This window comes from Streptomyces sp. NPDC022552, from assembly GCF_055561875.1.
This window is the reverse complement of record NZ_JBVHGJ010000003.1, coordinates 575,602-601,210: the sequence shown is the minus strand read 5'-3', so window position 1 is coordinate 601,210 and position 25,609 is coordinate 575,602. Positions and strand designations below refer to the sequence as shown.

Annotated in this window: 29 protein-coding genes; 24 read left to right on the top strand and 5 right to left on the bottom strand. The window is 72.4% G+C overall.

Features of this window, described 5'->3' with window-relative positions; genetic code table 11:
* Positions 1–14: 14 nt before the first annotated feature.
* Both rplQ and truA read left to right on the top strand, forming a co-directional pair.
* Entirely contained in the window at positions 15–512 is a 498-nt protein-coding gene (gene rplQ / locus ACZ3OF_RS12530) for a 50S ribosomal protein L17 (RefSeq protein ID WP_361442477.1), read from the top strand.
* A gap of 79 nt (positions 513–591) precedes the next feature.
* Positions 592–1,446 (top strand): tRNA pseudouridine(38-40) synthase TruA, encoded by an 855-nt coding sequence (gene truA, locus ACZ3OF_RS12525; protein ID WP_361667577.1) that lies wholly within the window; start codon positions 592–594, stop codon positions 1,444–1,446.
* Between the two features lie 111 nt (positions 1,447–1,557).
* On the opposite strand, the gene ACZ3OF_RS12520 is transcribed toward truA, so the two are convergent.
* Positions 1,558–2,577: a hypothetical protein gene (locus ACZ3OF_RS12520; RefSeq protein WP_361667579.1), complete on the bottom strand. Its 1,020-nt coding sequence runs from the start codon at positions 2,575–2,577 to the stop codon at positions 1,558–1,560.
* 55 nt (positions 2,578–2,632) lie between these two features.
* Here ACZ3OF_RS12520 and ACZ3OF_RS12515 point away from each other — a divergent pair, with 55 nt between their 5' ends.
* A complete protein-coding gene (locus ACZ3OF_RS12515; protein WP_361667581.1) occupies positions 2,633–4,255 on the top strand; it encodes an ABC-F family ATP-binding cassette domain-containing protein in 1,623 nt (540 codons plus the stop codon).
* Between the two features lie 29 nt (positions 4,256–4,284).
* Here ACZ3OF_RS12515 and ACZ3OF_RS12510 read toward each other — a convergent pair whose 3' ends face one another.
* Positions 4,285–5,226, bottom strand: a complete 942-nt coding sequence (locus ACZ3OF_RS12510) for an NADP-dependent oxidoreductase (protein WP_361667583.1) — start codon at positions 5,224–5,226, stop codon at positions 4,285–4,287.
* 107 nt (positions 5,227–5,333) lie between these two features.
* Here ACZ3OF_RS12510 and ACZ3OF_RS12505 point away from each other — a divergent pair, with 107 nt between their 5' ends.
* From ACZ3OF_RS12505 to glmM, 4 genes are all read left to right on the top strand, one after another.
* Entirely contained in the window at positions 5,334–5,750 is a 417-nt protein-coding gene (locus ACZ3OF_RS12505) for a winged helix-turn-helix transcriptional regulator (protein WP_467304355.1), read from the top strand.
* Positions 5,751–5,979: 229 nt separating this feature from the next.
* Positions 5,980–6,423, top strand: a complete 444-nt coding sequence (gene rplM / locus ACZ3OF_RS12500) for a 50S ribosomal protein L13 (protein ID WP_015035600.1) — start codon at positions 5,980–5,982, stop codon at positions 6,421–6,423.
* A gap of 44 nt (positions 6,424–6,467) precedes the next feature.
* Complete coding sequence (gene rpsI, locus ACZ3OF_RS12495; protein ID WP_352188402.1) at positions 6,468–6,986, top strand: 30S ribosomal protein S9; 519 nt, start codon at positions 6,468–6,470, stop codon at positions 6,984–6,986.
* A 163-nt stretch (positions 6,987–7,149) separates the two neighbouring features.
* Positions 7,150–8,508 carry a phosphoglucosamine mutase gene (gene glmM / locus ACZ3OF_RS12490; RefSeq protein ID WP_361667586.1) on the top strand — a complete coding sequence of 453 codons (1,359 nt, stop codon included), beginning with the start codon at positions 7,150–7,152 and terminating at the stop codon, positions 8,506–8,508.
* A 12-nt stretch (positions 8,509–8,520) separates the two neighbouring features.
* Here glmM and ACZ3OF_RS12485 read toward each other — a convergent pair whose 3' ends face one another.
* Together ACZ3OF_RS12485 and coaA are read right to left on the bottom strand one after the other, a co-directional pair.
* A complete protein-coding gene (locus ACZ3OF_RS12485; RefSeq protein ID WP_361667589.1) occupies positions 8,521–9,480 on the bottom strand; it encodes a DUF389 domain-containing protein in 960 nt (319 codons plus the stop codon).
* A gap of 2 nt (positions 9,481–9,482) precedes the next feature.
* A complete protein-coding gene (gene coaA / locus ACZ3OF_RS12480) occupies positions 9,483–10,457 on the bottom strand; it encodes a type I pantothenate kinase (RefSeq protein ID WP_361667591.1) in 975 nt (324 codons plus the stop codon).
* Positions 10,458–10,666: 209 nt separating this feature from the next.
* Here coaA and ACZ3OF_RS12475 point away from each other — a divergent pair, with 209 nt between their 5' ends.
* The 9 genes from ACZ3OF_RS12475 to ACZ3OF_RS12435 all read left to right on the top strand — a co-directional run bounded on the left by ACZ3OF_RS12475 (position 10,667) and on the right by ACZ3OF_RS12435 (position 18,711).
* On the top strand, positions 10,667–11,428 hold the full coding sequence (locus ACZ3OF_RS12475) for a hypothetical protein (RefSeq protein WP_361667594.1): 762 nt from the start codon (positions 10,667–10,669) through the stop codon (positions 11,426–11,428).
* A gap of 39 nt (positions 11,429–11,467) precedes the next feature.
* Positions 11,468–13,315 carry a glutamine--fructose-6-phosphate transaminase (isomerizing) gene (glmS, locus tag ACZ3OF_RS12470; protein WP_361667596.1) on the top strand — a complete coding sequence of 616 codons (1,848 nt, stop codon included), beginning with the start codon at positions 11,468–11,470 and terminating at the stop codon, positions 13,313–13,315.
* Between the two features lie 4 nt (positions 13,316–13,319).
* Positions 13,320–13,688, top strand: a complete 369-nt coding sequence (locus ACZ3OF_RS12465) for a holo-ACP synthase (protein ID WP_361667599.1) — start codon at positions 13,320–13,322, stop codon at positions 13,686–13,688.
* Positions 13,689–13,769: 81 nt separating this feature from the next.
* Positions 13,770–13,940, top strand: coding sequence for a hypothetical protein (locus ACZ3OF_RS12460; RefSeq protein WP_467304350.1), 171 nt, complete (start codon positions 13,770–13,772; stop codon positions 13,938–13,940).
* Positions 13,941–14,058: 118 nt separating this feature from the next.
* Positions 14,059–15,486: an NAD(P)H-hydrate dehydratase gene (locus ACZ3OF_RS12455; protein WP_361667604.1), complete on the top strand. Its 1,428-nt coding sequence runs from the start codon at positions 14,059–14,061 to the stop codon at positions 15,484–15,486.
* Positions 15,487–15,578: 92 nt separating this feature from the next.
* Complete coding sequence (gene alr / locus ACZ3OF_RS12450; protein ID WP_467304348.1) at positions 15,579–16,727, top strand: alanine racemase; 1,149 nt, start codon at positions 15,579–15,581, stop codon at positions 16,725–16,727.
* Between the two features lie 37 nt (positions 16,728–16,764).
* Positions 16,765–17,937, top strand: coding sequence for an alpha/beta fold hydrolase (locus ACZ3OF_RS12445; RefSeq protein WP_361667609.1), 1,173 nt, complete (start codon positions 16,765–16,767; stop codon positions 17,935–17,937).
* Between the two features lie 10 nt (positions 17,938–17,947).
* Positions 17,948–18,439, top strand: a complete 492-nt coding sequence (gene tsaE / locus ACZ3OF_RS12440; protein WP_361596314.1) for a tRNA (adenosine(37)-N6)-threonylcarbamoyltransferase complex ATPase subunit type 1 TsaE — start codon at positions 17,948–17,950, stop codon at positions 18,437–18,439.
* Positions 18,440–18,549: 110 nt separating this feature from the next.
* Complete coding sequence (locus ACZ3OF_RS12435) at positions 18,550–18,711, top strand: hypothetical protein (protein WP_361667611.1); 162 nt, start codon at positions 18,550–18,552, stop codon at positions 18,709–18,711.
* 235 nt (positions 18,712–18,946) lie between these two features.
* Here the strand turns inward: ACZ3OF_RS12435 and ACZ3OF_RS12430 are convergent, their stop codons facing one another.
* Positions 18,947–19,507: a hypothetical protein gene (locus ACZ3OF_RS12430; RefSeq protein WP_467304345.1), complete on the bottom strand. Its 561-nt coding sequence runs from the start codon at positions 19,505–19,507 to the stop codon at positions 18,947–18,949.
* 133 nt (positions 19,508–19,640) lie between these two features.
* Here ACZ3OF_RS12430 and tsaB point away from each other — a divergent pair, with 133 nt between their 5' ends.
* The 8 genes from tsaB (at position 19,641) to ACZ3OF_RS12390 (ending at position 25,606) form a co-directional block, all read left to right on the top strand.
* Positions 19,641–20,294, top strand: a complete 654-nt coding sequence (gene tsaB, locus ACZ3OF_RS12425; RefSeq protein ID WP_361667613.1) for a tRNA (adenosine(37)-N6)-threonylcarbamoyltransferase complex dimerization subunit type 1 TsaB — start codon at positions 19,641–19,643, stop codon at positions 20,292–20,294.
* A gap of 104 nt (positions 20,295–20,398) precedes the next feature.
* The gene (gene rimI / locus ACZ3OF_RS12420; RefSeq protein ID WP_361668742.1) at positions 20,399–20,878 is read left to right on the top strand and encodes a ribosomal protein S18-alanine N-acetyltransferase; all 480 of its coding nucleotides are present in this window, start codon (positions 20,399–20,401) and stop codon (positions 20,876–20,878) included.
* The gene (gene tsaD, locus ACZ3OF_RS12415) at positions 20,868–21,989 is read left to right on the top strand and encodes a tRNA (adenosine(37)-N6)-threonylcarbamoyltransferase complex transferase subunit TsaD (protein WP_361667616.1); all 1,122 of its coding nucleotides are present in this window, start codon (positions 20,868–20,870) and stop codon (positions 21,987–21,989) included. The genes rimI and tsaD overlap by 11 nt, the downstream gene beginning before the upstream one ends.
* Positions 21,986–22,240: a hypothetical protein gene (locus ACZ3OF_RS12410; RefSeq protein WP_361667618.1), complete on the top strand. Its 255-nt coding sequence runs from the start codon at positions 21,986–21,988 to the stop codon at positions 22,238–22,240. The genes tsaD and ACZ3OF_RS12410 overlap by 4 nt, the downstream gene beginning before the upstream one ends.
* A gap of 36 nt (positions 22,241–22,276) precedes the next feature.
* Positions 22,277–23,152, top strand: coding sequence for a polysaccharide deacetylase family protein (locus tag ACZ3OF_RS12405; protein ID WP_361667620.1), 876 nt, complete (start codon positions 22,277–22,279; stop codon positions 23,150–23,152).
* A 96-nt stretch (positions 23,153–23,248) separates the two neighbouring features.
* The gene (locus ACZ3OF_RS12400) at positions 23,249–23,605 is read left to right on the top strand and encodes a YciI family protein (protein ID WP_361667623.1); all 357 of its coding nucleotides are present in this window, start codon (positions 23,249–23,251) and stop codon (positions 23,603–23,605) included.
* A 35-nt stretch (positions 23,606–23,640) separates the two neighbouring features.
* Positions 23,641–24,978: an RNA polymerase sigma factor gene (locus ACZ3OF_RS12395; RefSeq protein ID WP_467304340.1), complete on the top strand. Its 1,338-nt coding sequence runs from the start codon at positions 23,641–23,643 to the stop codon at positions 24,976–24,978.
* 10 nt (positions 24,979–24,988) lie between these two features.
* The gene (locus ACZ3OF_RS12390; protein WP_361667629.1) at positions 24,989–25,606 is read left to right on the top strand and encodes a hypothetical protein; all 618 of its coding nucleotides are present in this window, start codon (positions 24,989–24,991) and stop codon (positions 25,604–25,606) included.
* The last annotated feature ends 3 nt before the right edge of the window (positions 25,607–25,609 follow it).

Below are 25,609 nucleotides of genomic sequence, written 5' to 3'. Positions count from 1 at the left end.
CAAGGAGAAACACCATGCCGCGTCCCGCCAAGGGTGCCCGCCTCGGTGGCAGCGCCGCTCACGAGCGTCTGCTGCTCGCCAACCTGGCGAAGTCCCTCTTCGAGCACGGCCGCATCACCACGACCGAGGCCAAGGCTCGCCGCCTGCGTCCGGTCGCCGAGCGCCTGATCACCAAGGCGAAGAAGGGCGACATCCACAACCGTCGCCTGGTGCTGCAGACGATCACGGACAAGGGCGTCGTCCACACGCTCTTCACCGAGATCGCCCCGCGCTACTCCGAGCGCCCGGGTGGCTACACCCGTATCACCAAGATCGGCAACCGTCGTGGCGACAACGCCCCGATGGCTGTGATCGAGCTGGTCGAGGGCGAGATCGCCAAGAAGGCGACCGTCGCCGAGGCCGAGGCCGCCACCAAGCGCGCCGTCAAGGAGGCCGACGAGGCCGCCAAGGTCGAGGACACCAAGGTCGAGGACGCCGCTGAGGCCCCGGCCGAGGAGTCGAAGGACGCGTAAGCGTTCCGACGATCTTGTGTGCGGGCCCGTACCCCTAGGGGTACGGGCCCGTTCCCGTGATGTTGAGAGGATTGATCGCGTGAGCGACGACGTGCAGGACGGCTTCGTACGGGTACGGCTCGACCTTTCGTACGACGGCAAGGACTTCTCCGGATGGGCCAAGCAGGCCCAGGGACAGCGGACCGTCCAGGGTGAGATCGAGGACGCCCTGAAGACCGTCACCCGCTCCAAGGAGACGTACGAGCTGACCGTCGCCGGCCGTACCGACGCCGGTGTGCACGCCCGCGGTCAGGTCGCGCACGTCGATCTGCCCGTCGAGCTGTGGGCCGAGCACCAGGACAAGCTGCTCAGGCGGCTCGCCGGGCGGCTCTCCCACGACGTACGGGTCTGGCGGCTCACCGAGGCCCCCGAGGGGTTCAACGCGCGCTTCTCCGCGATCTGGCGCCGTTACGCCTACCGCGTCACCGACAACCCCGGCGGGGTCGACCCGCTGCTGCGCGGCCACGTCCTGTGGCACGACTGGACCCTCGACATGGACGCCATGAACGCGGCCGCCGAGCGGCTCGTCGGCGAGCACGACTTCGCCGCGTACTGCAAGAAGCGCGAGGGCGCGACGACCATCCGTACGCTCCAGGAGCTGCGCTGGGAGCGGCGGGCCGGGGGCGTTCTGGAAGCGACCGTGAAGGCGGACGCCTTCTGCCACAACATGGTGCGCTCGCTCGTCGGCGCGCTGCTCTTCGTCGGCGACGGGCACCGTCCGGTGGAGTGGCCCGCGAAGGTCCTGGCGGCGGGCGTACGGGACTCGGCCGTGCACGTGGTCCGGCCGCACGGCCTCACCCTGGAAGAGGTCGGCTACCCCGCCGACGAGCTGCTGGCCGCGCGCAACCGCGAGGCCAGGAACAGGCGCACTCTGCCGGGCGCCGGCTGCTGCTGATCCGGCGCCCCGGGGGTTCGGCCGTCTCGACGGAGGTGTCCGCCGAGACGGCTTCTGCTCGGCCGAACCGGCACGAGGCGACGTGTCACGGTCCGCACCTGCGGTGTCCGCCTACTCCTGGGGGGCGCCCGCCGCCGCCGCGGAGGCCTGCGACTTGCCGCGGGCGTAGATCTGGTTGAAGGCGAAGGTGCCCAGGTCGTCGCTGGCCTGGAAGACGGCCTTGTCGGAGGTGGTCACCTTCTTGCCGTCGGTGAAGCCGGCCTGGGTGAAGTACGCGTACCGGCCGATCGAGTTCGCCCGGCGCAGACAGACCGTCGCACGGCAGAAGTCCTTCACACCCGCCCCGGCGAGCGGGGCGACACCGCCGCTGGCCTGGTTCTTCGCCTTCAGCGCCGCGGCCTCGGTCGGGAACACGGCCACGCCGACGGTGATGGCCACCCCGTCCTTCTCGTACGTGGCGCGGATCACCCGGTCGCAGCCGTTCTTCTTCAGGACGGCACCCAGACCGCCCTGGGTGACGCTCGCGCAGTCGGTCGTCGAGGAGGTCGCGCCCTTCTTGTAGGCCCGGCCGTTCATCGTGAGCTTCTTGCCCGGGAAGAGGCCCTCGGCGCTCAGCGGCGCCTTGTCCTTCTTCTCGTCCGAGATGTAGTCCTTGGGATTGGGCGGGGGCGGCGGCGCGACGGAGGAGAACGTCGGACCGGGGGTGGGGGAGCCACTGGGGGCGGCCGAGCCGGTCGGGGTGACCGTGCCGTTCTTGGCCGTGCCCGTGTCCTTGTTGCTGTTCACGACCGCCGTGGCGACGATCGCGCCGACCACGAGGGCCGCGAGCACGCCACCGCCGACCACCAGCCAGCGCTTACGGCGCCGGCCGGCCGCGGAGGCGTCGGCGAGGGCACCCCAGTCGGGTGTGTGGCCGGCCTCCGCACCCGGGAACGGGTTCGGCTGTCCCCCCGGGCCCTGCGGCCCGGGCGGTACCCCCAGCCCGAACTGGTTCCCGTACTGCTGCTGCTCGTTCTGCTGTCCGTACTGCTGTTGTCCCGGCTGTCCTGGCTGCTGCGCCGGCTGCTGTCCGAACGGCTGCTGCCCCGGCTGCTGCGGCTCCTGCGGCCACTGGGGTCCCCCAAAGCTCATGTCGCGCATCCTAAACCGGTTGGGCCTGAGCGGTGCGGGCGGCGACAATGCCCCCATGGGACACGTCGAGGCCGCGCATCTGGAGTACTACCTTCCCGACGGGAGGGTCCTGCTCGCGGACGCCTCCTTCCGGGTCGGGGAGGGCGCGGTCGTCGCCCTGGTCGGGGCCAACGGCGCCGGGAAGACCACACTGCTCCGGATGATCGCCGGTGAGCTCCAGCCGCACGGCGGCTCGGTCACCGTGAGCGGCGGGCTCGGTGTCATGCCGCAGTTCGTCGGATCGGTACGGGACGACCGCACGGTCCGTGACCTGCTCGTCTCCGTCGCCCAGCCGCGCATCCGCGAGGCGGCGAAGGCGGTCGACGCGGCCGAGCACCTGATCATGACGGTCGACGACGAGGCCGCGCAGATGGCGTACGCGCAGGCGCTCAGCGACTGGGCCGAGGTCCAGGGGTACGAGGCCGAGACCGTCTGGGACATGTGCACGATGGCGGCGCTCGGCGTCCCGTACGAGAAGGCGCAGTTCCGCGAGGTCCGTACGCTCAGCGGTGGCGAGCAGAAGCGCCTTGTCCTGGAGTCGCTGCTGCGCGGCACCGACGAGGTGCTGCTCCTCGACGAGCCGGACAACTATCTGGACGTCCCCGGCAAGCGGTGGCTGGAGGAGCGGCTGCGGGAGACCCGTAAGACCGTGCTCTTCATCTCCCACGACCGGGAGCTGCTCGCGCGGGCCGCGCAGAAGATCATCGCGGTCGAGCCGGGCCCGGCCGGGTCGGACGTCTGGGTGCACGGCGGCGGCTTCGAGACCTTCCACGAAGCGCGGCGGGAGCGGTTCGCCCGCTTCGAGGAGCTGAAGCGGCGCTGGGAGGAGAAGCACGCGCAGCTGAAGAAGCTGGTGATCAACCTGCGGCAGGCGGCGGCGGTCAGCCACGAGATGGCGTCCCGGTACGCGGCGGCGCAGACCCGGCTGAAGAAGTTCGAGGAGGCCGGCCCGCCGCCGGAGCCGCCGCGCGAGCAGGACATCCGGATGCGGCTGCGCGGCGGCCGCACCGGTGTACGTGCCGTGACCTGCGAGAACCTTGAGCTGACCGGTCTGATGAAGCCGTTCTCGCTGGAGATCTTCTACGGCGAGCGGGTCGCCGTGCTCGGCTCGAACGGGTCGGGCAAGTCACACTTCCTGCGTCTCCTCGCCGGGGACCCGTCCGTGGCCCACACGGGCGAGTGGAAGCTGGGCGCGCGGGTCGTGCCGGGCCACTTCGCGCAGACCCACGCCCACCCGGAGCTCCTGGGCCGCTCCCTGGTGGACATCCTCTGGTCGGAGCACGCCAAGGACCGGGGCGGGGCGATGTCGGTCCTGCGGCGGTACGAGCTGGAGGGGCAGGGCGACCAGCCCTTCGAGAAGCTCTCCGGCGGCCAGCAGGCCCGCTTCCAGATCCTGCTCCTGGAGCTCTCGGGCACGACCGCTCTGCTGCTCGACGAGCCGACGGACAACCTGGACCTGGAGTCGGCCGAGGCGCTCCAGGACGGCCTGGAGTCGTACGACGGCACGGTGCTGGCCGTCACGCACGACCGCTGGTTCGCGAAGAGCTTCGACCGGTATCTGGTCTTCGGCTCGGACGGTGTCGTCCGGGAGACGCCGGAGCCTGTCTGGGACGAGCGCAGGGTCGACCGGGTGCGCTGACGGCGGTGGCCGCCGGGTCCTCGGGGCTTCTACGGGAGCAGGACCAGACGGCCCCGTACGCCGCCCGCGGCGAGGCGCTCGTGGGCGGCCCGCGCCGCAGTGAGGGGGAGGGCGGCCGCGACGCGCGGTGTCAGGGTGCCGGTCTCGGCGAGGGCGGCCAGTCCGGCGAGGGCCCGGCCGTCGGCGCGGATCCAGATCTGGTGGACCCGGGTGCCCCGCAGCGGGACCGGGGCGCCGCCCGCGACGAGCGCCGCGAAGGCGCCGCCGGAGCGTACGGCGTCAAGGGCGGCCGCACCCAGGACCGCCGCGTCCACGGCCCCCGCCACGCCTCCCGGGACCAGGGCGCGGACCGCTTCGCCGAGGCGGTCGGCCGTGTCCGGCACGAAGAGCTCCGCCCCCAGGGTGCGGACGAGCGCCTCGTCGTTCTCCCGGGAGGTCGCGAGGACCCGCAGCCCGCGTGCGAAGGCGAGCTGCACGGCGTAACCTCCGACCGCTCCCGCCGCTCCGGTGACCAGCAGCGTCGCGCCCGGGGGCAGGTCGAGCGCGTCGAGCGCCTGGAGGGCGGTGAGGCCGCTCAGCGGCAGTGCGGCGGCCGCGGCGGCGGGGACGCCCGCGGGGGCCGGGGCGAGGGCGAGGGCATCGAGGACGACCTGCTCGGCCTGGGTGCCGAGCGGCACGTCCAGCCGGTCGTTCAGACCGATGACCCGGTCGCCGGTGCGCGGCTCGGTGACGCCGGGGCCCGTCTCCTCGACCACGCCCGCCACGTCCCAGCCGAGGCCGGTACGCGGCCGCGCCGGCATGAGCCCGGCGGCCGCGAGCGCGCCGGAGCGTGTCGCCAGGTCCACGGGGTTGACCGTCGCCGCCTCGACGCGGATCCGGACCTGACCGGGGCCCACGGAGGCGGGCGCGGGTACGTCCGCGATCCGCAGAACCTCAGGACCGCCGAACGAGTCGATGACGAGGGCGCGCAAGGCAGCCGCCTTTCCACGGGAAGGGGTGTTGCCACGAACCTAGGGAGAGCTACTCTCCGTGGGGAAGTACGTACTCGGGAGTGCGTACCGCACCGGGAGGGGCCTCCATGGCCACGCGTACCGCCGCGCAGCAGCGCGAGGAGGCGCGGCGCGCCTATGACGCCTATCTCGCCGAGTGCCCCGCCCGGCACCTTCTCGACCGGATCGCCGACAAGTGGGTCACTCTGGTCCTGAACGCCCTGGCGGACGGCCCGCGGCGCTACAGCGACCTGGGGCGCACGATCGCCGGTGTCAGCCAGAAGATGCTCACGCAGACGCTGCGGGCGCTGGAGCGGGACGGGCTGGTGACCAGGTCGGTGACGCCGTCCGTGCCGGTGCGGGTGGACTACGGGCTCACCGCGCTCGGGGTGAGCCTGCTGCCTGTGGTCCGGGCGGTGAAGGACTGGGCGGACGGGCACATCGAGGAGGTCCTCGCGTCGCGGGAGATCTACGACGGGGTGCCCCGGGTCGAGCGGGCGCGGTGAGCCGGGAGCGCCGGAGGCGTTTTGACCCGTCGGGGGTGGCGCGGGTACCGTTGCGGTTTGTTATGCGTATTGGCTTCGTCGTTCTCACGTGACGGGCCCTTACGCAGGTTCCCTGGAGCAGTTACCAGTGGCTCGCATACGGGCGGTGTTCCCGGCAGTGCAGGCCCCAGCTGCATGATCGCTTCAGGTGTGTCTGGACTCCATCCACTGAAGAAGCGAAGGCTACGAAGTGCGTACGTACAGCCCCAAGCCCGGCGATGTCACTCGCCAGTGGCACATCATCGACGCGCAGGACGTTGTCCTGGGCCGTCTGGCGACGACGGCTGCGAACCTCCTGCGAGGCAAGCACAAGCCCGTCTACGCCCCCCACATGGACATGGGCGACTTCGTCATCATCATCAACGCTGACAAGGTCCACCTGTCCGGCAACAAGAAGACCCAGAAGCTGGCGTACCGCCACTCCGGCTTCCCGGGTGGTCTGCGCTCCGTCCGTTACGACGAGCTGCTGGACAAGAACCCCGAGAAGGCCGTCGAGAAGGCCATCAAGGGCATGATCCCCAAGAACACCCTGGGCCGTCAGATGCTCTCGAAGCTGAAGGTCTACGCGGGCGAGAACCACCCGCACGCTGCTCAGCAGCCGGTCCCGTTCGAGATCACCCAGGTCGCGCAGTAGTTCCGGCCACACCCCCTAAGAACGAAAGAAATCTGAGGAGAATCGTGGCCGAGACCACTGTTGAGAACCCCATCGAGGGCGAGGAGACCTACGCCGAGGTCACCACCTTCGAGTCCGAGGTCCCCGTCGAGGGCGAGTACACCTCGGAGTCCCTGGCGTCGCGCTTCGGTGACCCGCAGCCGGCCGCCGGCCTGGGTCGTCGCAAGAACGCCATCGCCCGCGTCCGGATCGTCCCGGGCACCGGCAAGTGGAAGATCAACGGGCGTACGCTCGAGGACTACTTCCCGAACAAGGTGCACCAGCAGGAAGTCAACGAGCCCTTCAAGGTGCTCGAGCTGGACAACCGCTACGACGTCATCGCCCGCATCTCGGGTGGCGGCGTCTCCGGTCAGGCCGGTGCCCTGCGCCTCGGTGTGGCCCGCGCCCTGAACGAGGCGGACGTGGAGAACAACCGCGGTCCGCTGAAGAAGGCCGGCTTCCTCTCCCGCGACGACCGTGCGGTCGAGCGCAAGAAGGCCGGTCTCAAGAAGGCCCGTAAGGCCCCGCAGTACAGCAAGCGTTAATCGCCTGCTCGGTCTGCTTTGCACGTACGCCCCGGCGGCACTGCCCGTGCTGCCGGGGCGTACGTCTTTTCCTCCCCCTGGGCCCTTTCGGGCAGCTTTCACGTGAAAACGGGCATCAGGCGCTCAGGGGATCGCATTTTCGGAGCAGTTTCGGAGGACAGCTGTGGGACGACTCTTCGGCACGGACGGTGTGCGCGGTGTTGCCAACGCGGATCTGACGGCGGAGCTCGCGCTCGGCCTGTCGGTCGCTGCGGCGCATGTGCTCGCCGAGGCGGGGACCTTCGAGGGCCATCGGCCGACCGCGGTGGTCGGGCGTGACCCCCGTGCGTCGGGAGAGTTCCTGGAGGCCGCCGTCGTGGCGGGCCTCGCGAGCGCGGGTGTCGACGTCCTGCGCGTCGGCGTCCTGCCCACCCCCGCGGTGGCGTACCTCACCGGAGCGCTCGGCGCCGACCTCGGTGTGATGCTCTCCGCCAGCCACAACGCGATGCCCGACAACGGCATCAAGTTCTTCGCCCGCGGTGGCCACAAGCTCGCCGACGAGCTGGAGGACCGGATCGAGTCCGTCTACGAGGAGCACCGCACCGGTGCCCCGTGGGAGCGGCCGACCGGCGCCGGTGTCGGCCGGGTCCGTGACTACGACGAGGGCTTCGACAAGTACGTCGCCCACCTCATCGCCGTCCTGCCGAACCGGCTCGACGGGCTCAAGGTCGTCCTCGACGAGGCCCACGGCGCGGCCGCGTTCGTGTCGCCCGAGGCCTTCGCCCGGGCCGGCGCCGAGGTCATCACGATCGGCGCGGAGCCCGACGGCCTCAACATCAACGACGGCTGCGGCTCCACCCACCTCGGCCTGCTCAAGGAAGCCGTCGTCGAGCACGGCGCCCACTTCGGCATCGCCCACGACGGCGACGCGGACCGCTGCCTGGCCGTCGACGCGGCGGGCAACGAGGTCGACGGCGACCAGATCCTCGCCGTCCTCGCGCTGGCCATGCGCGAGGCCGGGACGCTGCGCGGCGACACCGTCGTCGCGACCGTGATGTCCAACCTCGGCTTCAAGCTGGCCATGGAGCGCGAAGGTCTCCAGCTGGTGCAGACGGCGGTCGGCGACCGTTACGTCCTGGAGTCCATGAAGGAGCACGGCTACGCGCTCGGCGGCGAGCAGTCGGGCCACGTCATCGTGCTCGACCACGCCACCACCGGCGACGGCACCCTCACCGGCCTGATGCTGGCGGCGCGGGTCGCGGCCACCGGCAAGTCCCTCGCGGAGCTGGCCGGCGTCATGGAGCGGCTGCCGCAGGTCCTCGTCAACGTGCCCGACGTCGACAAGTCCCGGGTGAAGACCTCCGGAGAGCTGGCCGCCGCGGTCGGCGACGCCGAGCGCGAGCTGGGCTCCACCGGCCGTGTGCTGCTCCGCCCCTCGGGCACCGAGCCGCTCGTACGGGTCATGGTCGAGGCCGCCGACATCGAGCAGGCGCGCGCCGTGGCCGGCAGGCTGGCCGACGTGGTGAAGTCGGCGCTCGGCTAGGACGTCCGAGAGTCACATGCCTCGTGGCGCACCCGGCGGTCGGGTCATCCGACCCCGCTGGGTGCGCCACAGCAGTTTCCAGCCGACGAGTGTGAGCACCCCGGCGACGATGATGCCGGTGAGGTTCAGCAGCAACTGCTCGGCGGAGCCCCACATCTGAGGCAGATCGCCGTAGCTGAGGGCGACGGCGGCGTTCGCGGCGGCCGGGACGGTCGTCACCGAGATCGCCACGCCGACCAGCACCCCGGCCTTGGAAGAGGTCAGCGAGACCACTCCGGCCACGCCCGCCAGCAGCGCCACGACGAGCGAGAACGGGTCGGGCTGGAAGATGAAGCCGGTGTTCGGGCGCGCCGCGTCGAGCATGCCCTCGTCGAACTGGCCGAGAGCGTCCATCACCAGGCTGAACACGGTCGTCGCGACGATCGCCGCGGCAAAGCCGGCCACCAGGGCGACCGTCGAGCGCCAGACGGCCCTCGGCGCGCGCTGCACCAGACCCGTACTGATGCCGGCGAGCGGGCCGAACTCCGGGCCGACCGCCATGGCCCCCACGATCAGGATCGCGTTGTCCAGGACCACACCGCAGGCCGCGATCATCGTCGCCACGATCATCAGGGCGACGTAGGTGATCGTGAGTGTGGACTCCTCCTGGGCGGTGTCCGTGAGCTGCTCCCAGATCACCGCGTCCGCGGCCTCGCCGGGTGCCTCCTCCTCCGCCTTCTCGGCGCGCCCGGAGAGCGACAGGTCGATGTGCTCGACGGCCACCGAACCGACCTTGTCGATGCCCAGCACCCGCAGCCCGTGCAGGAGTTCGTCACCGGCCTCGCGGGCCACGTCGCACAGCACGATGTCGCCCGCGGGATCGCGGGCGACATCCTTGAGCACCGCGAGATGAGTGGTGCCCACGGTCGTCTCGATCAGCTCGAGGACGGCGTCGGTGCGGACGGACGGAGTGATGATCCGCAGATGCAGCATGCTCAGAGCTTACGGAGACTCAGCCGCTGCACCTTGTGATCCGGTCCCTTGCGTACGACGAGTGTGGCGCGGCCGCGTGTGGGCGCCACGTTCTCCAGCAGGTTGACCTTGTTGATGGTCCGCCACATCGTGCGGGCGTAGTCCATGGCCTCCTCCTCGGAGACCTGGGTGTACTTCTGGAAGTACGAGAAGGGGTTCTGGAACGCGGTCTCGCGGAGCCGGCGGAAGCGGTTGAGATACCAGCGTTCGATGTCCTCGGGCCGGGCGTCGACGTACACCGAGAAGTCGAAGTAGTCGGCGAGCCCGACCCGTGTCCGGCCGTCCTTGCCGGGAAGCGCGGGCTGGAGGACGTTGAGCCCCTCGACGATCAGGATGTCGGGGCGGCGGACCACGAGCCGCTCGCCCGGCACGATGTCGTAGATGAGGTGGGAGTAGACCGGGGCGGTGACCTCCTCCTTCCCCGCCTTGATGTCGGCGACGAAGCGGGTCAGGGCGCGGCGGTCGTACGACTCGGGGAAACCCTTGCGGGACATCAGCCCGCGCTCCTTCAGCTCCTCCATCGGATAGAGGAAGCCGTCGGTGGTGACCAGCTCCACGCGCGGGTGCTCCGGCCAGCGCGCGAGCAGGGCCTGGAGGAGACGGGCGACGGTGGACTTGCCGACGGCGACGGAGCCGGCGACCCCTATGACGAACGGGGTGCCGCGCTGCTCGGCGCGCTCGCCGAGGAACGTGTTGAGCGCGCCGCGCAGCCCGCTGGTGGCCTGGACGTACAGATTGAGCAGCCGGGACAGCGGCAGGTAGACGTCCCGGACCTCGTCGAGGTCGATGACGTCGCCGAGCCCCCGCAGCCGCTCGACCTCCTCGGCGGAGAGCGGCAGGGGCGTCTTGTCGCGCAGCGCGCTCCACTCGTCCCTGGTGAGGTCGACGTAGGGCGTGGCCTCGGGCCGGCGCTGGCTTCGTGGCGGCGAAGTGATCACGGGTCCCATTGTCGCGGCTGGGGGGCGAGGGTGGTGGGTGGTGTCGGTCACGCGGGGGAGGTGGTGGAGGCCGCCGGGACCGCGATCGTGCGAGGCCCGTGCCGACGGGGTGGAGGCGGGGTGTGTACCGGCTGGTAATCCGGTGTCGGCGGTGGGTGGGGCTCGCATAGGGTGCGCACGAATCGCCGTTTCTCAGCAGAGAGTTGAACATGAGAGCCACCGCCCTTCGCCGTACCGCCGTCGCCGTCTCCGCCGTCTCGCTCGTGTTCGGTGTCGCCGCCTGTGGCGGGGGTGGGGAGGGCGAGGACAAGGGGAAGGACGCGCCCAAGGGCTCCGCCTCGGCTTCCGCCGCGCCCGACGCGAAGGCGCTGTCGGCCGCCGAGCTGGAGAAGCTGCTCGTCGAGCAGGCCGACCTCAAGGGCTACCAGGTGCAGAAGGACGAGGCCGCCGACGTCGTGAAGGCGGGTGAGGTCAGTGCGGACAAGCCCGCCTGCACGCCGATCGCCGAGGCCATGTCCTTCATCGCGACCGGCACCCCGGGCGCCAGTGTGCAGCGCAAGGCCATCGAGATGCCGAAGCCGGAGGGGGCGACGGCTTCGCCCGAGGAGGCCCTGGGCGTGCTCAGCGCGCCGGTGACGTCCGTGACGCTCGGCTCGTACGACGGCGGGGGCGCCCAGGAGGCGCTGGCCTCGTTGAAGACGGCGGGCACGGAGTGCGCGGGCGGCTTCACGCTCATCGGCGGCGGCGAGAAGACGAAGATCACCAAGGTCGCTCCGGAGGCCGTGACCGCCGGTGAGGAGGCGCTCGCCTTCACCGTCACCACCGACGTGGAGGGGGACGCGTGGACCAGCAAGCTGGTGGCCTTCCGGAAGGGCAACACGCTGGCGTCGTTCTCCGTCATCAGCCTCGGGGGCACGGTCAAGGAACTCCCGCAGCCCGTCATCGACGCGCAGGCGGCCAAGCTCGGCTGACTCCGGGCCTCCGGGCGGGTTCGGTCGTAGGCTGCCGACATGTGCGGAATCGTGGGGTACGTCGGCGGGCAGTCGGCGCTTGATGTGGTGATCGCGGGCCTCAAGCGGCTCGAGTACCGGGGCTACGACTCGGCCGGTGTCGCGGTGCTCTCCGACGGGGGGCTGGCCGCGGCGAAGAAGGCGGGCAAGCTCGTCAACCTGGAGAAGGAGCTGGTGGACCGGCCGCTGCCGAGCGGCACCACCGGGATCGGACACACCCGCTGGGCCACCCACGGCGGGCCGACCGATGCCAACGCGCACCCGCATCTGGACAACGCGGGGCGCGTGGCCGTCGTCCACAACGGGATCATCGAGAACTTCGCCGCCCTGCGCGCGGAGCTGGAGGAGCGCGGGCACGACCTGGCGTCCGAGACGGACACCGAGGTCGTGGCCCATCTCCTCGCCGAGGAGTTCTCCTCCTGCGGTGACCTGGCAGAGGCGATGCGGCTGGTGTGCCGGCGGCTCGACGGGGCGTTCACCCTCGTCGCCGTGCACGCCGACGAGCCCGACGTCGTCGTCGGCGCGCGCCGCAACTCGCCCCTCGTGGTGGGCGTCGGCGAGGGCGAGTACTTCCTCGCCTCCGACGTCGCCGCCTTCATCGCGCACACCCGCGCCGCGATCGAGCTCGGCCAGGACCAGGTCGTGAAGCTGTCCCGCGAGGGCGTCGAGGTCACCGACTTCGCCGGCACCCCCGCCGACGTCCGGGCGTACCACGTGGACTGGGACGCCTCGGCCGCCGAGAAGGGCGGCTACGACTACTTCATGCTCAAGGAGATCGCCGAGCAGCCGAAGGCCGTCGCCGACACCCTCCTCGGCCGGATCGACGGCGACGGCCGGCTCCGGCTCGACGAGGTGCGCATCCCCGACGCCGTCCTGCGCGAGGCCGACAAGGTCGTGATCATCGCGTGCGGCACCGCCTTCCACGCCGGCATGATCGCGAAGTACGCCATCGAACACTGGACCCGGATCCCCTGCGAGGTGGAGCTCGCCAGCGAGTTCCGCTACCGCGATCCGATCCTCGGCCAGCGGACGCTCGTCATCGCGATCTCGCAGTCCGGCGAGACGATGGACACCCTCATGGCGCTGCGCCACGCGCGTGAGCAGGGCGCCAAGGTGCTGGCCGTGTGCAACACGAACGGTTCGACCATTCCGCGCGAGTCCGACGCCGTTCTCTACACGCACGCCGGGCCCGAAGTCGCCGTCGCGTCCACCAAGGCCTTCCTGACCCAGTTGGTCGCCTGCTATCTGCTCGCGCTGTACCTGGGACAGGTGCGCGGGACCAAGTGGGGCGACGAGATCCACGCCGTCGTACGCGAGCTCTCCCGGATCGCCGACGAGGTCGAGCGCGTCCTGGAGACGATGGAGCCGGTACGCGCCCTGGCCCGCTCCCTCGCCGACAAGAACACCGTCCTCTTCCTCGGCCGGCACGTCGGCTACCCGGTCGCCCTGGAGGGCGCGCTGAAGCTGAAGGAACTGGCGTACATGCACGCCGAGGGCTTCGCGGCCGGCGAGCTGAAGCACGGGCCGATCGCGCTCATCGAGGAGGACCTGCCGGTGGTCGTGGTCGTGCCGTCGCCGCGTGGGCGGTCCGTCCTGCACGACAAGATCGTCTCCAACATCCAGGAGATCCGGGCGCGCGGGGCGCGGACGATCGTGATCGCGGAGGAGGGCGACGAGACCGTCGTCCCGTACGCCGACCATCTGATCCGCATCCCGGCAACGCCTACGCTGCTTCAGCCGCTGGTCTCCACCGTGCCCCTCCAGGTCTTCGCGTGCGAACTCGCGACGGCACGGGGCAACGAGGTCGACCAGCCGCGGAACCTGGCGAAATCTGTGACCGTGGAGTGAGTGAATGATCATCGGGGTGGGGATCGACGTGGCCGAGGTGGACCGCTTCGCGGCCTCCGTGGAGCGGACTCCCGGACTGCTCCAGCGGCTCTTCGTCGAGGGCGAGCTGCTGCTCCCGAGCGGCGAGCGCCGGGGCCCGGCCTCCCTGGCCGTCCGATTCGCCGCCAAGGAGGCGGTGGCCAAGGCTCTGGGCGCGCCCGCGGGCCTGCACTGGACGGACGCGGAGGTCTACGTGGAGGCCAGCGGTCAGCCCCGGCTCCGCGTACGCGGCACGGTGGCGGCCCGGGCGGCGGAACTGGGCGTCCGCCACTGGCACGTCTCGCTGAGCCACGACGCGGGCGTGGCCTCGGCCGTGGTGATCGCGGAGGGGTAGACGGTCGTACGAGCCCGGCTCGCCGCCGCGTCCGGCTTCGTCCTCACGTCCCTGGTCCTGCTCGGTGCGCTGGCCGTCGCCGTGGCCTCGAGCGTCCTCGAGGCCCTCAGCGGTTCGGCGTCGCGCGCGGCCTCCGACGGCCCGGCGATCGAGTCGGTACTCCGGGCGGCGGCCGTCCTCGCCCTGCTCGGGGGAGTGCTCCTGCTCCGCCTGGTCCGCGCCACAGGGCCGCCCACGTCGCGGAACGCCTGAAGCACCGGTACAGCCGGCGCCGACGGGTGGCCGCACGGGCGGAGTGGAGACCGTCTCGGTGGTCGGCGTCAACCCGCGCTTCCGGGCGGGGGCTTGGAGGGTGCGGCAGACTGCGGGCATGCGTACCGCTTACCGCGTGGAGACCGTACGGGCCGCCGAGGCCGAGCTGATGGCGATGCTGCCCGAGGGCACGCTCATGCAACGGGCGGCGGCGGGGCTCGCCGCCGCGTGCTTCTCGCTGCTCGGCCGCGGCCATGTGTACGGGGCGAGGGTCGTCCTGCTCGTCGGCAGCGGGGACAACGGGGGCGACGCCCTCTACGCGGGGGTGCGGCTCGCCCGGCGCGGGGCGGGGGTGACGGCCGTGCTGCTCGGCTCGCGGGCCCACGAGGCCGGCCTCGCCGCGCTGCTCGCGGCCGGGGGGCGGGTGGCGGAGGACCCGTTCGAGGCGCTCGCCGTGGCCGACCTCGTCCTCGACGGCATCACCGGGATCGGCGGGCAGGGCGGCCTGCGGCCGGACGCGGTCCCGGTCGCGCGGGCGGCGCGTGGATCGGACGCGGCCGTGGTCGCCGTCGACCTGCCGAGCGGGGTGGACGCGGACTCGGGGCAGGTCGCGGGGGAGGCGCTGCGGGCGGACGCGACGGTGACTTTCGGGGCGTACAAACCGGGGCTGCTGATCGATCCGGCGCGCGAGTACGCGGGGGCGCTGCGGCTGGTGGACATCGGCCTCGCGGACCACCTGCCGTCCGTGCCGGACGTGGAGGCGCTGCAACACGAGGACGTGGCGGGGCTGTTGCCGGTGCCGGGCGCGGAGAGCGACAAGTACCGGCGGGGTGTGGTGGGTGTCGTCGCCGGCTCCGCGCGCTATCCGGGCGCGGCGGTGCTCGCCGTCACGGGCGCGCTGCGGGGCGGTGCGGGCGCGGTGCGGTACGTGGGGCCGGCCGGGGACGCGGTGATCGCGAGCCACCCGGAGACGCTGGTGCACGCAGGGCCGCCGGGGAAGGCGGGGCGGGTGCAGGCGTGGGTGGTCGGACCGGGCCTCGGTGACGGGCCGGGGGTCGCGGACGTCCTCGCCTCGGACGTGCCGGTCCTCGTGGACGCGGACGGGCTGCGCGACCTGGACGCGGAGGCGGTACGGGCCCGCAGCGCGCCGACCCTGCTCACCCCGCACGCGGGGGAGGCGGCGGCGCTGCTCGGCGCGTCGCGGGAGTCGGTGGAGGCGGAACGGCTCTCGGCCGTGCGGGAGTTGGCGGCGCGCTTCGGGGCGACGGTGCTGCTGAAGGGCTCGACGACGCTGGTGGCGGAGGGTTCGGGTCCGGTACGGGTGAACCCGACCGGCACGTCGTGGCTGGCGACGGCGGGCAGCGGGGACGTGCTGTCGGGGCTCGCGGGTTCGCTGCTCGCGGCGGGCCTGCGGGCACGGGACGCGGCCTCGGCGGCCGCGTACCTCCACGGCCTGGCGGCCCGCCGCGCCTCGAACGGCGCCCCGATCGCGGCGAGCGACGTGGCCGCGGCCCTGCCGGACGCGTGGCGGGACGTGGTGGCGTAGGGCGGCCGGGCGCAGGGCTTCACGTGTGAGGGTGATCGGGGCTACAGCCTGGGAAAGCGGTGCGGGGGCCGACACCTGAGAGACTGGGCGCGATGACTGAGACACCGCCGCCCCGCCGAGCCCGCGCCGAGATCGACCTCGGTGCGCTGCGTGCGAACGTTCGCACGCTGCGTGCCCGTGTCGCGCCCCACGTCCAGGTCATGGCCGTGGTCAAGGCGGACGCGTACGGACACGGAGCCGTCCGCTGCGCCCGCGCCGCGCTCGAAGCCGGTGCCGACTGGCTCGGCACCGCCACCCCGCACGAGGCGCTCGCCCTGCGCGCCGCCGGGCTCACGGACGCCCCGATCCTGTGCTGGCTCTGGACCCCCGGCGACCCCTGGGCCGAGGGTATCGAGGCCGGTCTCGACATGACCGTCAGCGGGATGTGGGCCCTGCGCGAGGTCGTCCAGGCGGCGCGGGAGACCGGGCGGCGGGCCCGCGTCCAGCTCAAGGCCGACACCGGGCTGGGCCGGAACGGCTGCCAGCCCGCCGACTGGCCCGAGCTCGTCGGTGAGGCGCTCAGGGCGGAGAAGGACGGACTGGTCACGGTCACCGGGCTCTGGTCGCACTTCGCGTGTGCCGACGAGCCTGGCCACCCCTCGAGCGCCTCCCAGCTCGACGTCTTCCGCTCGATGCTCGACTACGCCGAGAAGGCCGGCGTCCAGCCCGAGGTCCGGCACATCGCCAACTCCCCGGCGACGCTCACCCTCCCCGAGACCCACTTCGACCTGGTCCGGCCCGGCATCGCCATGTACGGCGTCTCGCCCAGCCCTGAGCTCGGCGCCCCCGCCGACTTCGGTCTGCGGCCGGTCATGACGTTCAAGGCGAGCGTCGCACTGGTGAAGCAGGTCCCGGCCGGCCACGGCGTCAGCTACGGGCACCACTACGTCACCGAGGGCGAGACCCGGCTCGGCCTCGTGCCGGTCGGCTACGCCGACGGGGTCCCGCGCCACGCCTCCGGCCGCGGCCCCGTCCTGGTCGGCGACCGGGTGCGCCGGGTCGCCGGCCGGGTCGCCATGGACCAGTTCGTTGTGGACCTCGACGGAGACGACGTCGAACCCGGCACCGAGGCCGTGCTCTTCGGCCCCGGCGACCGCGGCGAGCCGACCGCCCAGGACTGGGCCGAGGCCGCCGACACCATCGCGTACGAGATCGTCACCCGCATCGGCGCGCGCGTCCCGCGCGTCTATGTGAACGGGTGAGCGAACAGGCAGGGCACCTACCGAACAGGGAGCGGCAGTGAGCGAGTCCAGCACCGACAACTGGCGGCGTGCCGGTCTCGCCGGTGCCGCGATAGGCGTCCTCGCCGCGGGCGCGGCGGCCGGCGTCGCCGTCGAGCGGCTCACGGTCGGGCGCGGCATGCGGCAGAAGGCACGGCTCGCCCTCGACACCTCCGCGCCGTACGGCTCCCTGCGCGGCACCCCCGGCAAGGCGACCGCCGACGACGGCACCGAGCTGTACTACGAGACGGACGCGGTCGCGCCGGACGCGCCGGCGCCCCGTCGCCGCAGGCTCTTCGGCCGCAAGGCCCCCGCGCCCGTCACCGTGGTCTTCAGCCACGGCTACTGCCTCGGCCAGGACTCCTGGCACTTCCAGCGGGAGGCCCTGCGCGGACTCGTCCGTACCGTCTACTGGGACCAGCGCAGCCACGGCCGCTCCGGCCGGGGCGTGGCCCAGTCCGGCCCCGACGGTGTGCCCGTCTCCATCGACCAGCTGGGCCGCGACCTCAGGGCCGTCATCGACGCCGCCGCGCCCGAAGGGCCGCTCGTCCTGGTCGGGCACTCGATGGGCGGCATGACGATCATGGCCCTCGCCGACCGCTACCCGGACCTCGTCCGCGAGCGGGTCGTCGGCGTCGCCTTCGTCGGTACGTCGGCGGGGAAACTGGGCGAGGTCAACTACGGGCTGCCCACGGCCGGGGTCAACGTGGTGCGGCGGGTCCTTCCGGGTGTCCTGAAGGCGCTCGGCGCGCAGGCCGAACTCGTCGAGCGGGGCCGCAGAGCCACGGCCGACCTGTTCGCCGGGCTGATCAAGAAGTACTCGTTCTCGTCCAGGGACGTGGACCCGGCCGTCGCCCGGTTCGCCGAGCGGATGATCGAGTCCACCCCGATCGACGTGGTGGCGGAGTTCTACCCGGCCTTCGCCGAGCACGACAAGGCGGCGGCGCTCGCGGCCTTCCTCGGCGTACCCGTGCTCGCGCTCGCCGGTGACCGTGACCTGGTCACCCCCAGCTCGCACACCGAGGCGATCGTCGATCTGCTGCCGGACGCGGAGCTGGTCATCGTGCCCGACGCCGGGCACCTGGTGATGCTGGAGCACCCCGAGGCGGTGACGGACCGGCTCGCCGACCTGCTGGCGAAGGTCGGAGCGGTCCCCGCGGCAGCGGCCAGGGCGGGCGCCGGCAGCAGTTAGGTTGGGCCGTATGGAAGAACCGCACTCCGCTGCCACCCTGGACATCGACTCCCCGGAGGAGATGCAGGAGATCGGCCGTCGTCTGGCGAAGCTGCTGCGCCCGGGCGACCTCGTGATGCTCACCGGCGAGCTCGGCGCCGGAAAGACGACGCTGACCCGTGGCCTGGGCGAGGGCCTCGGCGTGCGCGGCGCCGTCACCTCCCCGACCTTCGTCATCGCCCGCGTCCATCCGTCGCTGGTCGGCGGTCCGGCCCTGGTCCACGTCGACGCGTACCGCCTCGGCGGCGGGCTCGACGAGATGGAGGACCTCGACCTGGACGTCTCGCTGCCCGAGTCGGTGGTCGTCGTGGAGTGGGGCGACGGCAAGGTCGAGGACCTCACGGACGACCGGCTGCACATCCTGATCCACCGTGTGGTGGGCGACACGGACGACGACCGGCGCACGGTCGCGCTGCGGGGGATCGGCGCGCGGTGGGCGGACGAGAACCTCGCGCTGAGCTGAACGTACGTAGGTTCCGACAAGGTGTCGGGAAGATGTTGCGGCGACCGTACGAGCCGTGGTGACATGGATGCACGAGCTGGTTAGGTGTACCTAACCTACGGGAGGCATGCATGGCGACGCCAGAGCGCGCGGAAGCGCGGATCTCGATGAGTGAGCTGCTGGCGTCCTGTGCCGCGGCGAACGTGGTGTCGACACCGCCGAGAGAGTCGGACCGCGCGGAGACCGACCGCCCGGACCACGTCGAGCAGGACATCGAGCGCGAGGCGGCGTAGCCCGTACGAGTGACGGCGTGGCGTTGCCCGGGGCGTGAGCCGCGCGTGCCGGGCTCGCGCGCCCGGCGCGCGAAGAGCCGGCGGGAGCGGCGCGCGCGCAGAGCGGGCGGGAGCACGGTGCGCCGGACACGCGCGTGCCGGGCCGTTCCGCCTGCCGGAGAGGTCGGGGCGTGGGCCGTTCCGCCTGCCGGAGAGGGCCGCGTGGGCGTCGGCCGGGCGTCCGGTCGTCGCGTTCCTACGCGACGACCACGACCTTCGCGCCGATCGACGCGAACGTCCACATCGCGGTGGCGTCCGCGCGCTTCATGCGGATGCCGCCCGTCTTCCGCGACGGGTCCGGCGTCGGGAGCGAGCCGTCGACCGCCGCGCTGAAGCCGACCGAGACGTCCTGCACGCTCGCGAACCGCACCACGTGCTCGATCCGTACCCCGTCCGAGCCGGTCACCGCACCCGAGCGCGAGGTCACCTTGTACGACCCCGGGGCCGGGTGGACCGTGCTGGGCATGACCGAGAAGGTGTGCGTGGCCTGGCCCTTCGCGTCCACCAGCCACACCCGCCGCTCGGCCAGCGCGTACACGACGCGCGTTCCGGTGCCCGAGTTCGCGGGCACGGCGAGCGGGTCCTTGACGGGTTTCTGTGGGCCACCGGTCGCGGCGGAGGAAGGGGTCGCGGTGGCCCTAGGCTTGGCCGAGACGTCCGCCGGCGCGTTCGCCGACGCCTGGTAGGCGAGGAAGGCGACCGCGGCGACCGCCGCCGCCGTGAGCCCGGCCACGAATCCCGAGCTGCTCCGTGCCACCCTGCTGCCCACCTTCCTCCCCGGAGCCTCCGGCCCGGGAGGTACCCCTATACCTGTTCGACGTGACGGTAGCAGCCGCGGGCGACCGGGACGGGGCGCCGTGCGGACCGGCCGGGAGCCGTAGGCTGTTTGCGTGCTCTTGCTCGCCATGGATACCGCCACGCCCGCCGTCACCGTCGCCCTCCACGACGGCGACTCCGTCGTCGCCGAGTCGCGGCAGGTCGACGCCCGCCGCCACGGGGAGCTGCTGCTGCCCGCCGTCGACCGGGTCCTGAAAGAGGCCGGGCTGAAGCTCGACGCGGTCACCGGCCTCGTGGTCGGCGTCGGGCCGGGGCCGTACACCGGACTGCGCGTCGGTCTCGTCACCGCCTCGACCTTCGCCTCCGTCCTCGGCGTGCCCGTGCACGGCCTGTGCACCCTGGACGGGCTCGCGTACGCCTCGGGGATCGAGGAGCCGTTCGTCGTCGCGACGGACGCGCGCCGCAAGGAGGTCTACTGGGCGCGGTACGAGAACTCCCGTACGCGCGTCACCGACGCGGCCGTCGACCGGCCCGCCGAGATCGCCGAGCAGGTTGCCGGGCTGCCGGTCGTCGGTGCGGGCGCGCGCCTGTACCCCGAGGTCTTCCCGGATGCCCGCGACCCCGAGCACCAGTCGGCGGGCGCGCTGGCCGCGCTCGCGGCGGAGCGGCTCGCGGCGGGCGCCGACTTCCTCGACCCGCTGCCGATGTACCTGCGCCGCCCCGACGCCCAGGTGCCGAAGAACTACAAGGTGGTCACGCCCAAGTGACCGCCGGACAGCCCACCGCCGGACAGCCTGCCGGGCCGCCCGTGAGCGCCGGACAGCCCGCGACCGCGGGACCGTCCGCCGTCGGCGCCGCGACGCTGCGCGAGATGCGCTGGTGGGACATCGAGCCCGTGCTCGTGCTCGAACACGAGCTGTTCCCCGAGGACGCCTGGTCCGAGGGGATGTTCTGGTCCGAGCTGGCCCACGCCCGCGGCCCGCGCGCCACCCGCCGCTATGTCGTGGCGGAGGCCGGGGGGAAGCTCGTCGGTTACGCCGGACTCGCCGCCGCCGGCGGCCTCGGCGACGTCCAGACGATCGCCGTCGCCCGCGACCAGTGGGGCACCGGCCTCGGCGCGCGGCTGCTCACCGACCTGCTCCAGCACGCCACCGCGTTCGAGTGCGAAGAGGTGCTCCTGGAGGTACGGGTGGACAACACCCGCGCGCAGAAGCTGTACGAGCGCTTCGGCTTCGAGCCGATCGGCTTCCGGCGCGGCTACTACCAGCCGGGCAACGTCGACGCGCTCGTGATGCGACTGACCGTTCAAGCAACTGAGACCGAAACTGGAACTGATTCCGATGGCTGCTGACGAACCGCTCGTACTCGGTATCGAGACCTCCTGCGACGAGACCGGCGTCGGCATCGTCCGGGGCACGACGCTGCTCGCCGACGCCGTCGCCTCCAGCGTCGACACCCACGCCCGCTTCGGCGGCGTCGTGCCCGAGATCGCCTCCCGCGCGCACCTGGAGGCGATGGTCCCGACCATCGAGCGCGCCCTGAAGGACGCCGGGATCTCCGCCCGCGACCTCGACGGCATCGCCGTGACGGCGGGCCCCGGCCTCGCGGGAGCGCTGCTCGTCGGCGTCTCGGCGGCCAAGGCTTACGCCTACGCGCTGGGCAAGCCGCTGTACGGCGTGAACCACCTGGCCTCGCACATCTGCGTCGACCAGCTGGAGCACGGCCCGCTGCCCGAGCCCACGATGGCCCTCCTCGTCTCCGGCGGACACTCCTCGCTGCTGCTCGCCCCCGACATCACCGCCGACGTCCGGCCGATGGGTGCCACCATCGACGACGCGGCCGGCGAGGCCTTCGACAAGATCGCGCGCGTCCTCGACCTCGGCTTCCCCGGCGGCCCGGTCATCGACCGGCTCGCGAGGGAGGGCGACCCGAACGCGATCGCGTTCCCGCGCGGGCTGACCGGCTCGAAGGACCCCGCGTACGACTTCTCCTTCTCCGGTCTCAAGACCGCCGTGGCCCGCTGGATCGAGGCCAAGCGGGCCGCCGGCGAGGAGGTGCCGGTACGGGACGTGGCGGCGTCCTTCCAGGAGGCCGTCGTCGACGTGCTGACCCGGAAGGCCGTACGCGCCTGCAAGGACGAGGGCGTCGACCACCTGATGATCGGCGGCGGAGTCGCGGCCAACTCGCGGCTGCGGGCGCTGGCCCAGGAGCGGTGCGAGCGGGCCGGCATCCGGCTGCGGGTGCCGCGGCCCGGGCTGTGCACGGACAACGGCGCGATGGTGGCGGCCCTCGGCGCCGAGATGGTCGCCCGGAACCGGCCGGCCTCCGACCTGGAGCTGTCGGCGGACTCGTCGCTCCCGGTGACGGACCCGCACGTGCCGGGCGCGGACGGCCACGGTCACGGCCACACCCACGACCACGACCATGTGCACGAGATCAGCAAGGAGAACCTCTACTCGTGATCCTCACGCTCATGTGGGAGGCCCGGGCGGTCCAGGGCCGGGGCGCCGAACTCCTGGAGTGGGCGCGGTCGCGGGAGCTTCCGTACGAGCCGCTCCGGCGCGAGACCTTCCGGGCCCCGCAGGACCGTGTGCTCGTGCTGACCTGGTGGGAGGCCCCGGCGGTGGACGCCGAGCTGCCCGAGCTGCCGGAGCCGGCGGCCGACCTGGTCACCAGGCCGGTGCACCGCTGGCGCTTCGAGTCCGTGGACTGAGGCAACCTCCGGCACGGTTTCGACATCATCCACGGCGTGACTCACGGCGTGGACAAGAAGATCGTGACCTGGGCGGCGCTGACCGTCGCCGCGCTGCTCGTGTCGGGCTGCGGCGGCTCGGCGGGGGCGGAGCCCTCCGCCGCGAGACCGTCCGCGCCGGCGACGGCCTCCGCCGAGGACAAGGGCCCCGCCGAGGGCGGGGCCCCGGCCCCCGACCGGGCCGCCGAGGCCTCGGCCGCGTACCGGAAGTGGGGTCTGAAGCCCTTCGCCGCCCCGCCCGCGCCGCCGAAGGTCAAGCCGGTGCGGCGGCAGGCGGGCGGTCCCGTCCCCGTCATCAGCGAGATACCGACGAAGGACAAGATCGTCTTCATCACGATCGACGACGGAGCCGAGAAGGACCCGGAGTTCGTGACGATGATGGAGGAGCTCAAGGTCCCGGTGACGATGTTCCTCACCGACTCCGCGATACGGACGGACTACCCGTACTTCGCCCGGCTGGGCGCCCTCGGCAACGGCTTCGCCAACCACACCCTCACCCACCCGAACCTGCGCACCCTCGGCCGGGCCGCCCAGAGCCGGGAGATATGCGGCCAGCAGACGAAGCTGGCGAAGGAGTACGGCACGAAGCCGCGGCTCTTCCGCCCGCCGTTCGGCAACTGGAACGAGGACACCCGCGCGGCGGCGGGGGAGTGCGGCGTGGACGCGATCGTGCTGTGGCGCGAGTCCATGCAGATCAAGAACATGCAGTACCAGCGCGCGGACAGGAAGCTCCATCCGGGCGACATCATCCTGGCCCACTTCCGCGGACCGGCCGAGCTCAAGGGCACGACGATGACCCGGATGACGGCCAACATGCTCCGCCACATCCAGGAGCAGGGCTTCACGGTGGCCCGCCTGGAGGATTACGTCTAGAAGTTTTCCGGCTCCGGTGTCGATGCGGGCCCGGCCCGTTCGACGTATGAGTGGAAGGCGGGGAACGGCCCCGCCCGCCACGCAAGGAGACAGACCATGCCCCGCTATCTGACCATGATCCGCATCGAAGAGGGCGCGTTCCAGATGGAGGACGCCGACCCCGGTTTCGACGAGCGCATGGCCGCGCTGTTCGAGGAGATCACCAAGGCGGGCGTGATGCTGGAGACGGCCGGGCTCAAGCCGACCTCCGAGGCCACCCGCGTCATCTGGGAGAACGGGAAGATCGGCACCACCGACGGCCCGTTCACCGAGACCAAGGAGGTCGTCGGCGGCTACTCCATCAGCCAGTGCCGGGACAAGGCCGAGGCCATCGAGTGGTCCAGGCGGTTCCTGGAGATTCACCCGCCGCAGTGGAAGGTGACCTGCGAGGTCCGCGAGATCGAGGAGATGTAGGCGACCACCGGGGCGGGTGCTGTCATGGTGGATCCATGACCGCACCCGCCCCCGCCGCCGTCGAGACGGTCTTCCGGATGGAGTCGCCGCGGATCATCGCCGCCGTGGCGCGGATCGTGCGCGACGTCGGCATCGCCGAGGAGATCGCCCAGGACGCGCTGGTCGCCGCCCTGGAGCAGTGGCCGCGGACGGGCGTCCCCGAGCGGCCGGCGGCGTGGCTGACGGCCGCCGCCAAGAACCGCGCCGTCGATCTCGTACGCCGCCGGGAGACGTACGCGCGCAAGCTGGCCGAGGTCGGGCGGGAGCTGACCGAGGAGTCCTACGACCCCGAGCCGTCCGGGCCGGGCGACATCGACGACGACCTGCTGCGGCTGATCTTCACCGCCTGCCACCCGGTGCTCTCCGCCGAGGCGCGGACCGCGCTGACCCTGCGGCTGGTCGGTGGGCTGCGCACGGACGAGATCGCCCGCGCCTTCCTCGTACCGGAGTCGACGGTCGCGCAGCGGATCGTGCGGGCGAAACGGACGCTGGCGACGGCGGGCGTGGAGTTCGAGGTGCCGTACGGGGAGGAGCGGGCGGCCCGGCTCGGCTCCGTCCTGGACGTCATCTACCTCATCTTCAACGAGGGTTACGCGGCGACCGCCGGCGACGACCTGCTGCGGCCGGCGCTGTGCGAGGACGCGCTGCGGCTGGCCAGGGTGCTCGCCGGGCTGATGCCGAAGGAGGGCGAGGTCCACGGACTGGCGGCCCTGTTGGAGATCCAGGCTTCCCGGACCGCGGCCAGGACCGGTCCGGACGGACGGCCGGTCCTCCTCGCCGACCAGAACCGGAGCCGATGGGACCGGCGGCTGATCCTGCGCGGCTTCGAGGCCCTCGGGCGGGCGGGCGAGGGCGGTACGTACGGTCCGTACGCCCTCCAGGCCGCGATCGCCGCCTGTCACGCGAAGGCGCCGGCGTACGAGGAGACGGACTGGCGGACGATCGCCGCGCTGTACGGGCGGCTCGCTGCCGTCGCGCCCTCGCCGGTGGTCGAGTTGAACCGCGCGGTCGCCGTCTCGGTGGCCGAGGGCCCGGAGGCCGGCCTCGCCCTCGTCGACGCGCTGGCGGAGGAACGTGCCCTGATGGGCTACCACTTGCTGCCGAGCGTCCGCGGGGACCTGCTGGAGCGGCTGGGGCGGTCGGACGAGGCGCGTGCGGAGTTCGAGCGGGCGGCCTCGCTGACCCGTAACGAACGGGAGCGGGAGCTGCTGCGGGAGCGGGCGGAACGGGCGGGCCCGCGGAGGGCGGCGGATCGGGCCGAACGGGCGGACCCGGAGGGGGCGGCGGATCGGGCCGAACGGGCGGACGGGCGGGGCGCGTCGGAGGCTCGGTAGGGTCGGCCGTATGTCCCCACGCGCACCCCTGCCTCCCCCTCCGCCGCCCGCCGAGATACGGAGCTGGCCCGGCCGCGAGGCCCGACTGGCCGACCGGGCACGGGCGATGGCCGAGCTCAACCGCCGTCTGCTGGGCGGAGCGCGGCTGTCGGTCTTCCTGGTCTGGGTGGCCACCCTTCAGCTCGGCTGGGGGATCTGCGGCACCGGGTTCATCATGCTGGACGAGTCCAGCGACCCGTTCTCGGCCCTGTTCGCCTGCTTCTTCGTGGCCTTCGGGCTTCCTGCCGTGGTCCCCGCCGTCTTCTTCCTCGCCCGGGGTGTCCGCCGGGACCGCGAGGCGCGGGAGCGGCTGGTCCTGTGGGCCTCGCTGGACGCCGACCGCGCCGCCGACGCGCGGCTGCGCGAGCCCGTGCTGAGCGTGGTCTGGCTGCTGGTCTCGCTCGCCATGTGCGCCTTCGGCCTCTGGGTCTCCCTGGCCGCGCCCGCGGAGGCGGTCGGCCCGGGGCGCGGCGGATACGGAACGGTCACCTACCTCATGGGGGCGGCGCTCGGGCTGTGGATCAACGGCCTGATCGGCGCGACGAAGGCGATCAACCACTACCGGCTGGCGGTACGGCTGGTGGCCTAGCCC

What these genes read in the sequence shown, in the direction of transcription:
- rplQ (WP_361442477.1), top strand. Translation starts at nt 15, where the DNA reads ATGCCGCGTCCCGCCAAGGGTGCCCGCCTCGGTGGCAGCGCCGCTCAC.
- ACZ3OF_RS12520 (WP_361667579.1), bottom strand. Translation starts at nt 2,577, where the DNA reads ATGAGCTTTGGGGGACCCCAGTGGCCGCAGGAGCCGCAGCAGCCGGGG.
- ACZ3OF_RS12515 (WP_361667581.1), top strand. Translation starts at nt 2,633, where the DNA reads ATGGGACACGTCGAGGCCGCGCATCTGGAGTACTACCTTCCCGACGGG.
- ACZ3OF_RS12505 (WP_467304355.1), top strand. Translation starts at nt 5,334, where the DNA reads ATGGCCACGCGTACCGCCGCGCAGCAGCGCGAGGAGGCGCGGCGCGCC.
- ACZ3OF_RS12485 (WP_361667589.1), bottom strand. Translation starts at nt 9,480, where the DNA reads ATGCTGCATCTGCGGATCATCACTCCGTCCGTCCGCACCGACGCCGTC.
- ACZ3OF_RS12475 (WP_361667594.1), top strand. Translation starts at nt 10,667, where the DNA reads ATGAGAGCCACCGCCCTTCGCCGTACCGCCGTCGCCGTCTCCGCCGTC.
- glmS (WP_361667596.1), top strand. Translation starts at nt 11,468, where the DNA reads ATGTGCGGAATCGTGGGGTACGTCGGCGGGCAGTCGGCGCTTGATGTG.
- ACZ3OF_RS12465 (WP_361667599.1), top strand. Translation starts at nt 13,320, where the DNA reads ATGATCATCGGGGTGGGGATCGACGTGGCCGAGGTGGACCGCTTCGCG.
- ACZ3OF_RS12455 (WP_361667604.1), top strand. Translation starts at nt 14,059, where the DNA reads ATGCGTACCGCTTACCGCGTGGAGACCGTACGGGCCGCCGAGGCCGAG.
- alr (WP_467304348.1), top strand. Translation starts at nt 15,579, where the DNA reads ATGACTGAGACACCGCCGCCCCGCCGAGCCCGCGCCGAGATCGACCTC.
- tsaE (WP_361596314.1), top strand. Translation starts at nt 17,948, where the DNA reads ATGGAAGAACCGCACTCCGCTGCCACCCTGGACATCGACTCCCCGGAG.
- ACZ3OF_RS12435 (WP_361667611.1), top strand. Translation starts at nt 18,550, where the DNA reads ATGGCGACGCCAGAGCGCGCGGAAGCGCGGATCTCGATGAGTGAGCTG.
- rimI (WP_361668742.1), top strand. Translation starts at nt 20,399, where the DNA reads ATGCGCTGGTGGGACATCGAGCCCGTGCTCGTGCTCGAACACGAGCTG.
- tsaD (WP_361667616.1), top strand. Translation starts at nt 20,868, where the DNA reads ATGGCTGCTGACGAACCGCTCGTACTCGGTATCGAGACCTCCTGCGAC.
- ACZ3OF_RS12400 (WP_361667623.1), top strand. Translation starts at nt 23,249, where the DNA reads ATGCCCCGCTATCTGACCATGATCCGCATCGAAGAGGGCGCGTTCCAG.
- ACZ3OF_RS12395 (WP_467304340.1), top strand. Translation starts at nt 23,641, where the DNA reads ATGACCGCACCCGCCCCCGCCGCCGTCGAGACGGTCTTCCGGATGGAG.
- ACZ3OF_RS12390 (WP_361667629.1), top strand. Translation starts at nt 24,989, where the DNA reads ATGTCCCCACGCGCACCCCTGCCTCCCCCTCCGCCGCCCGCCGAGATA.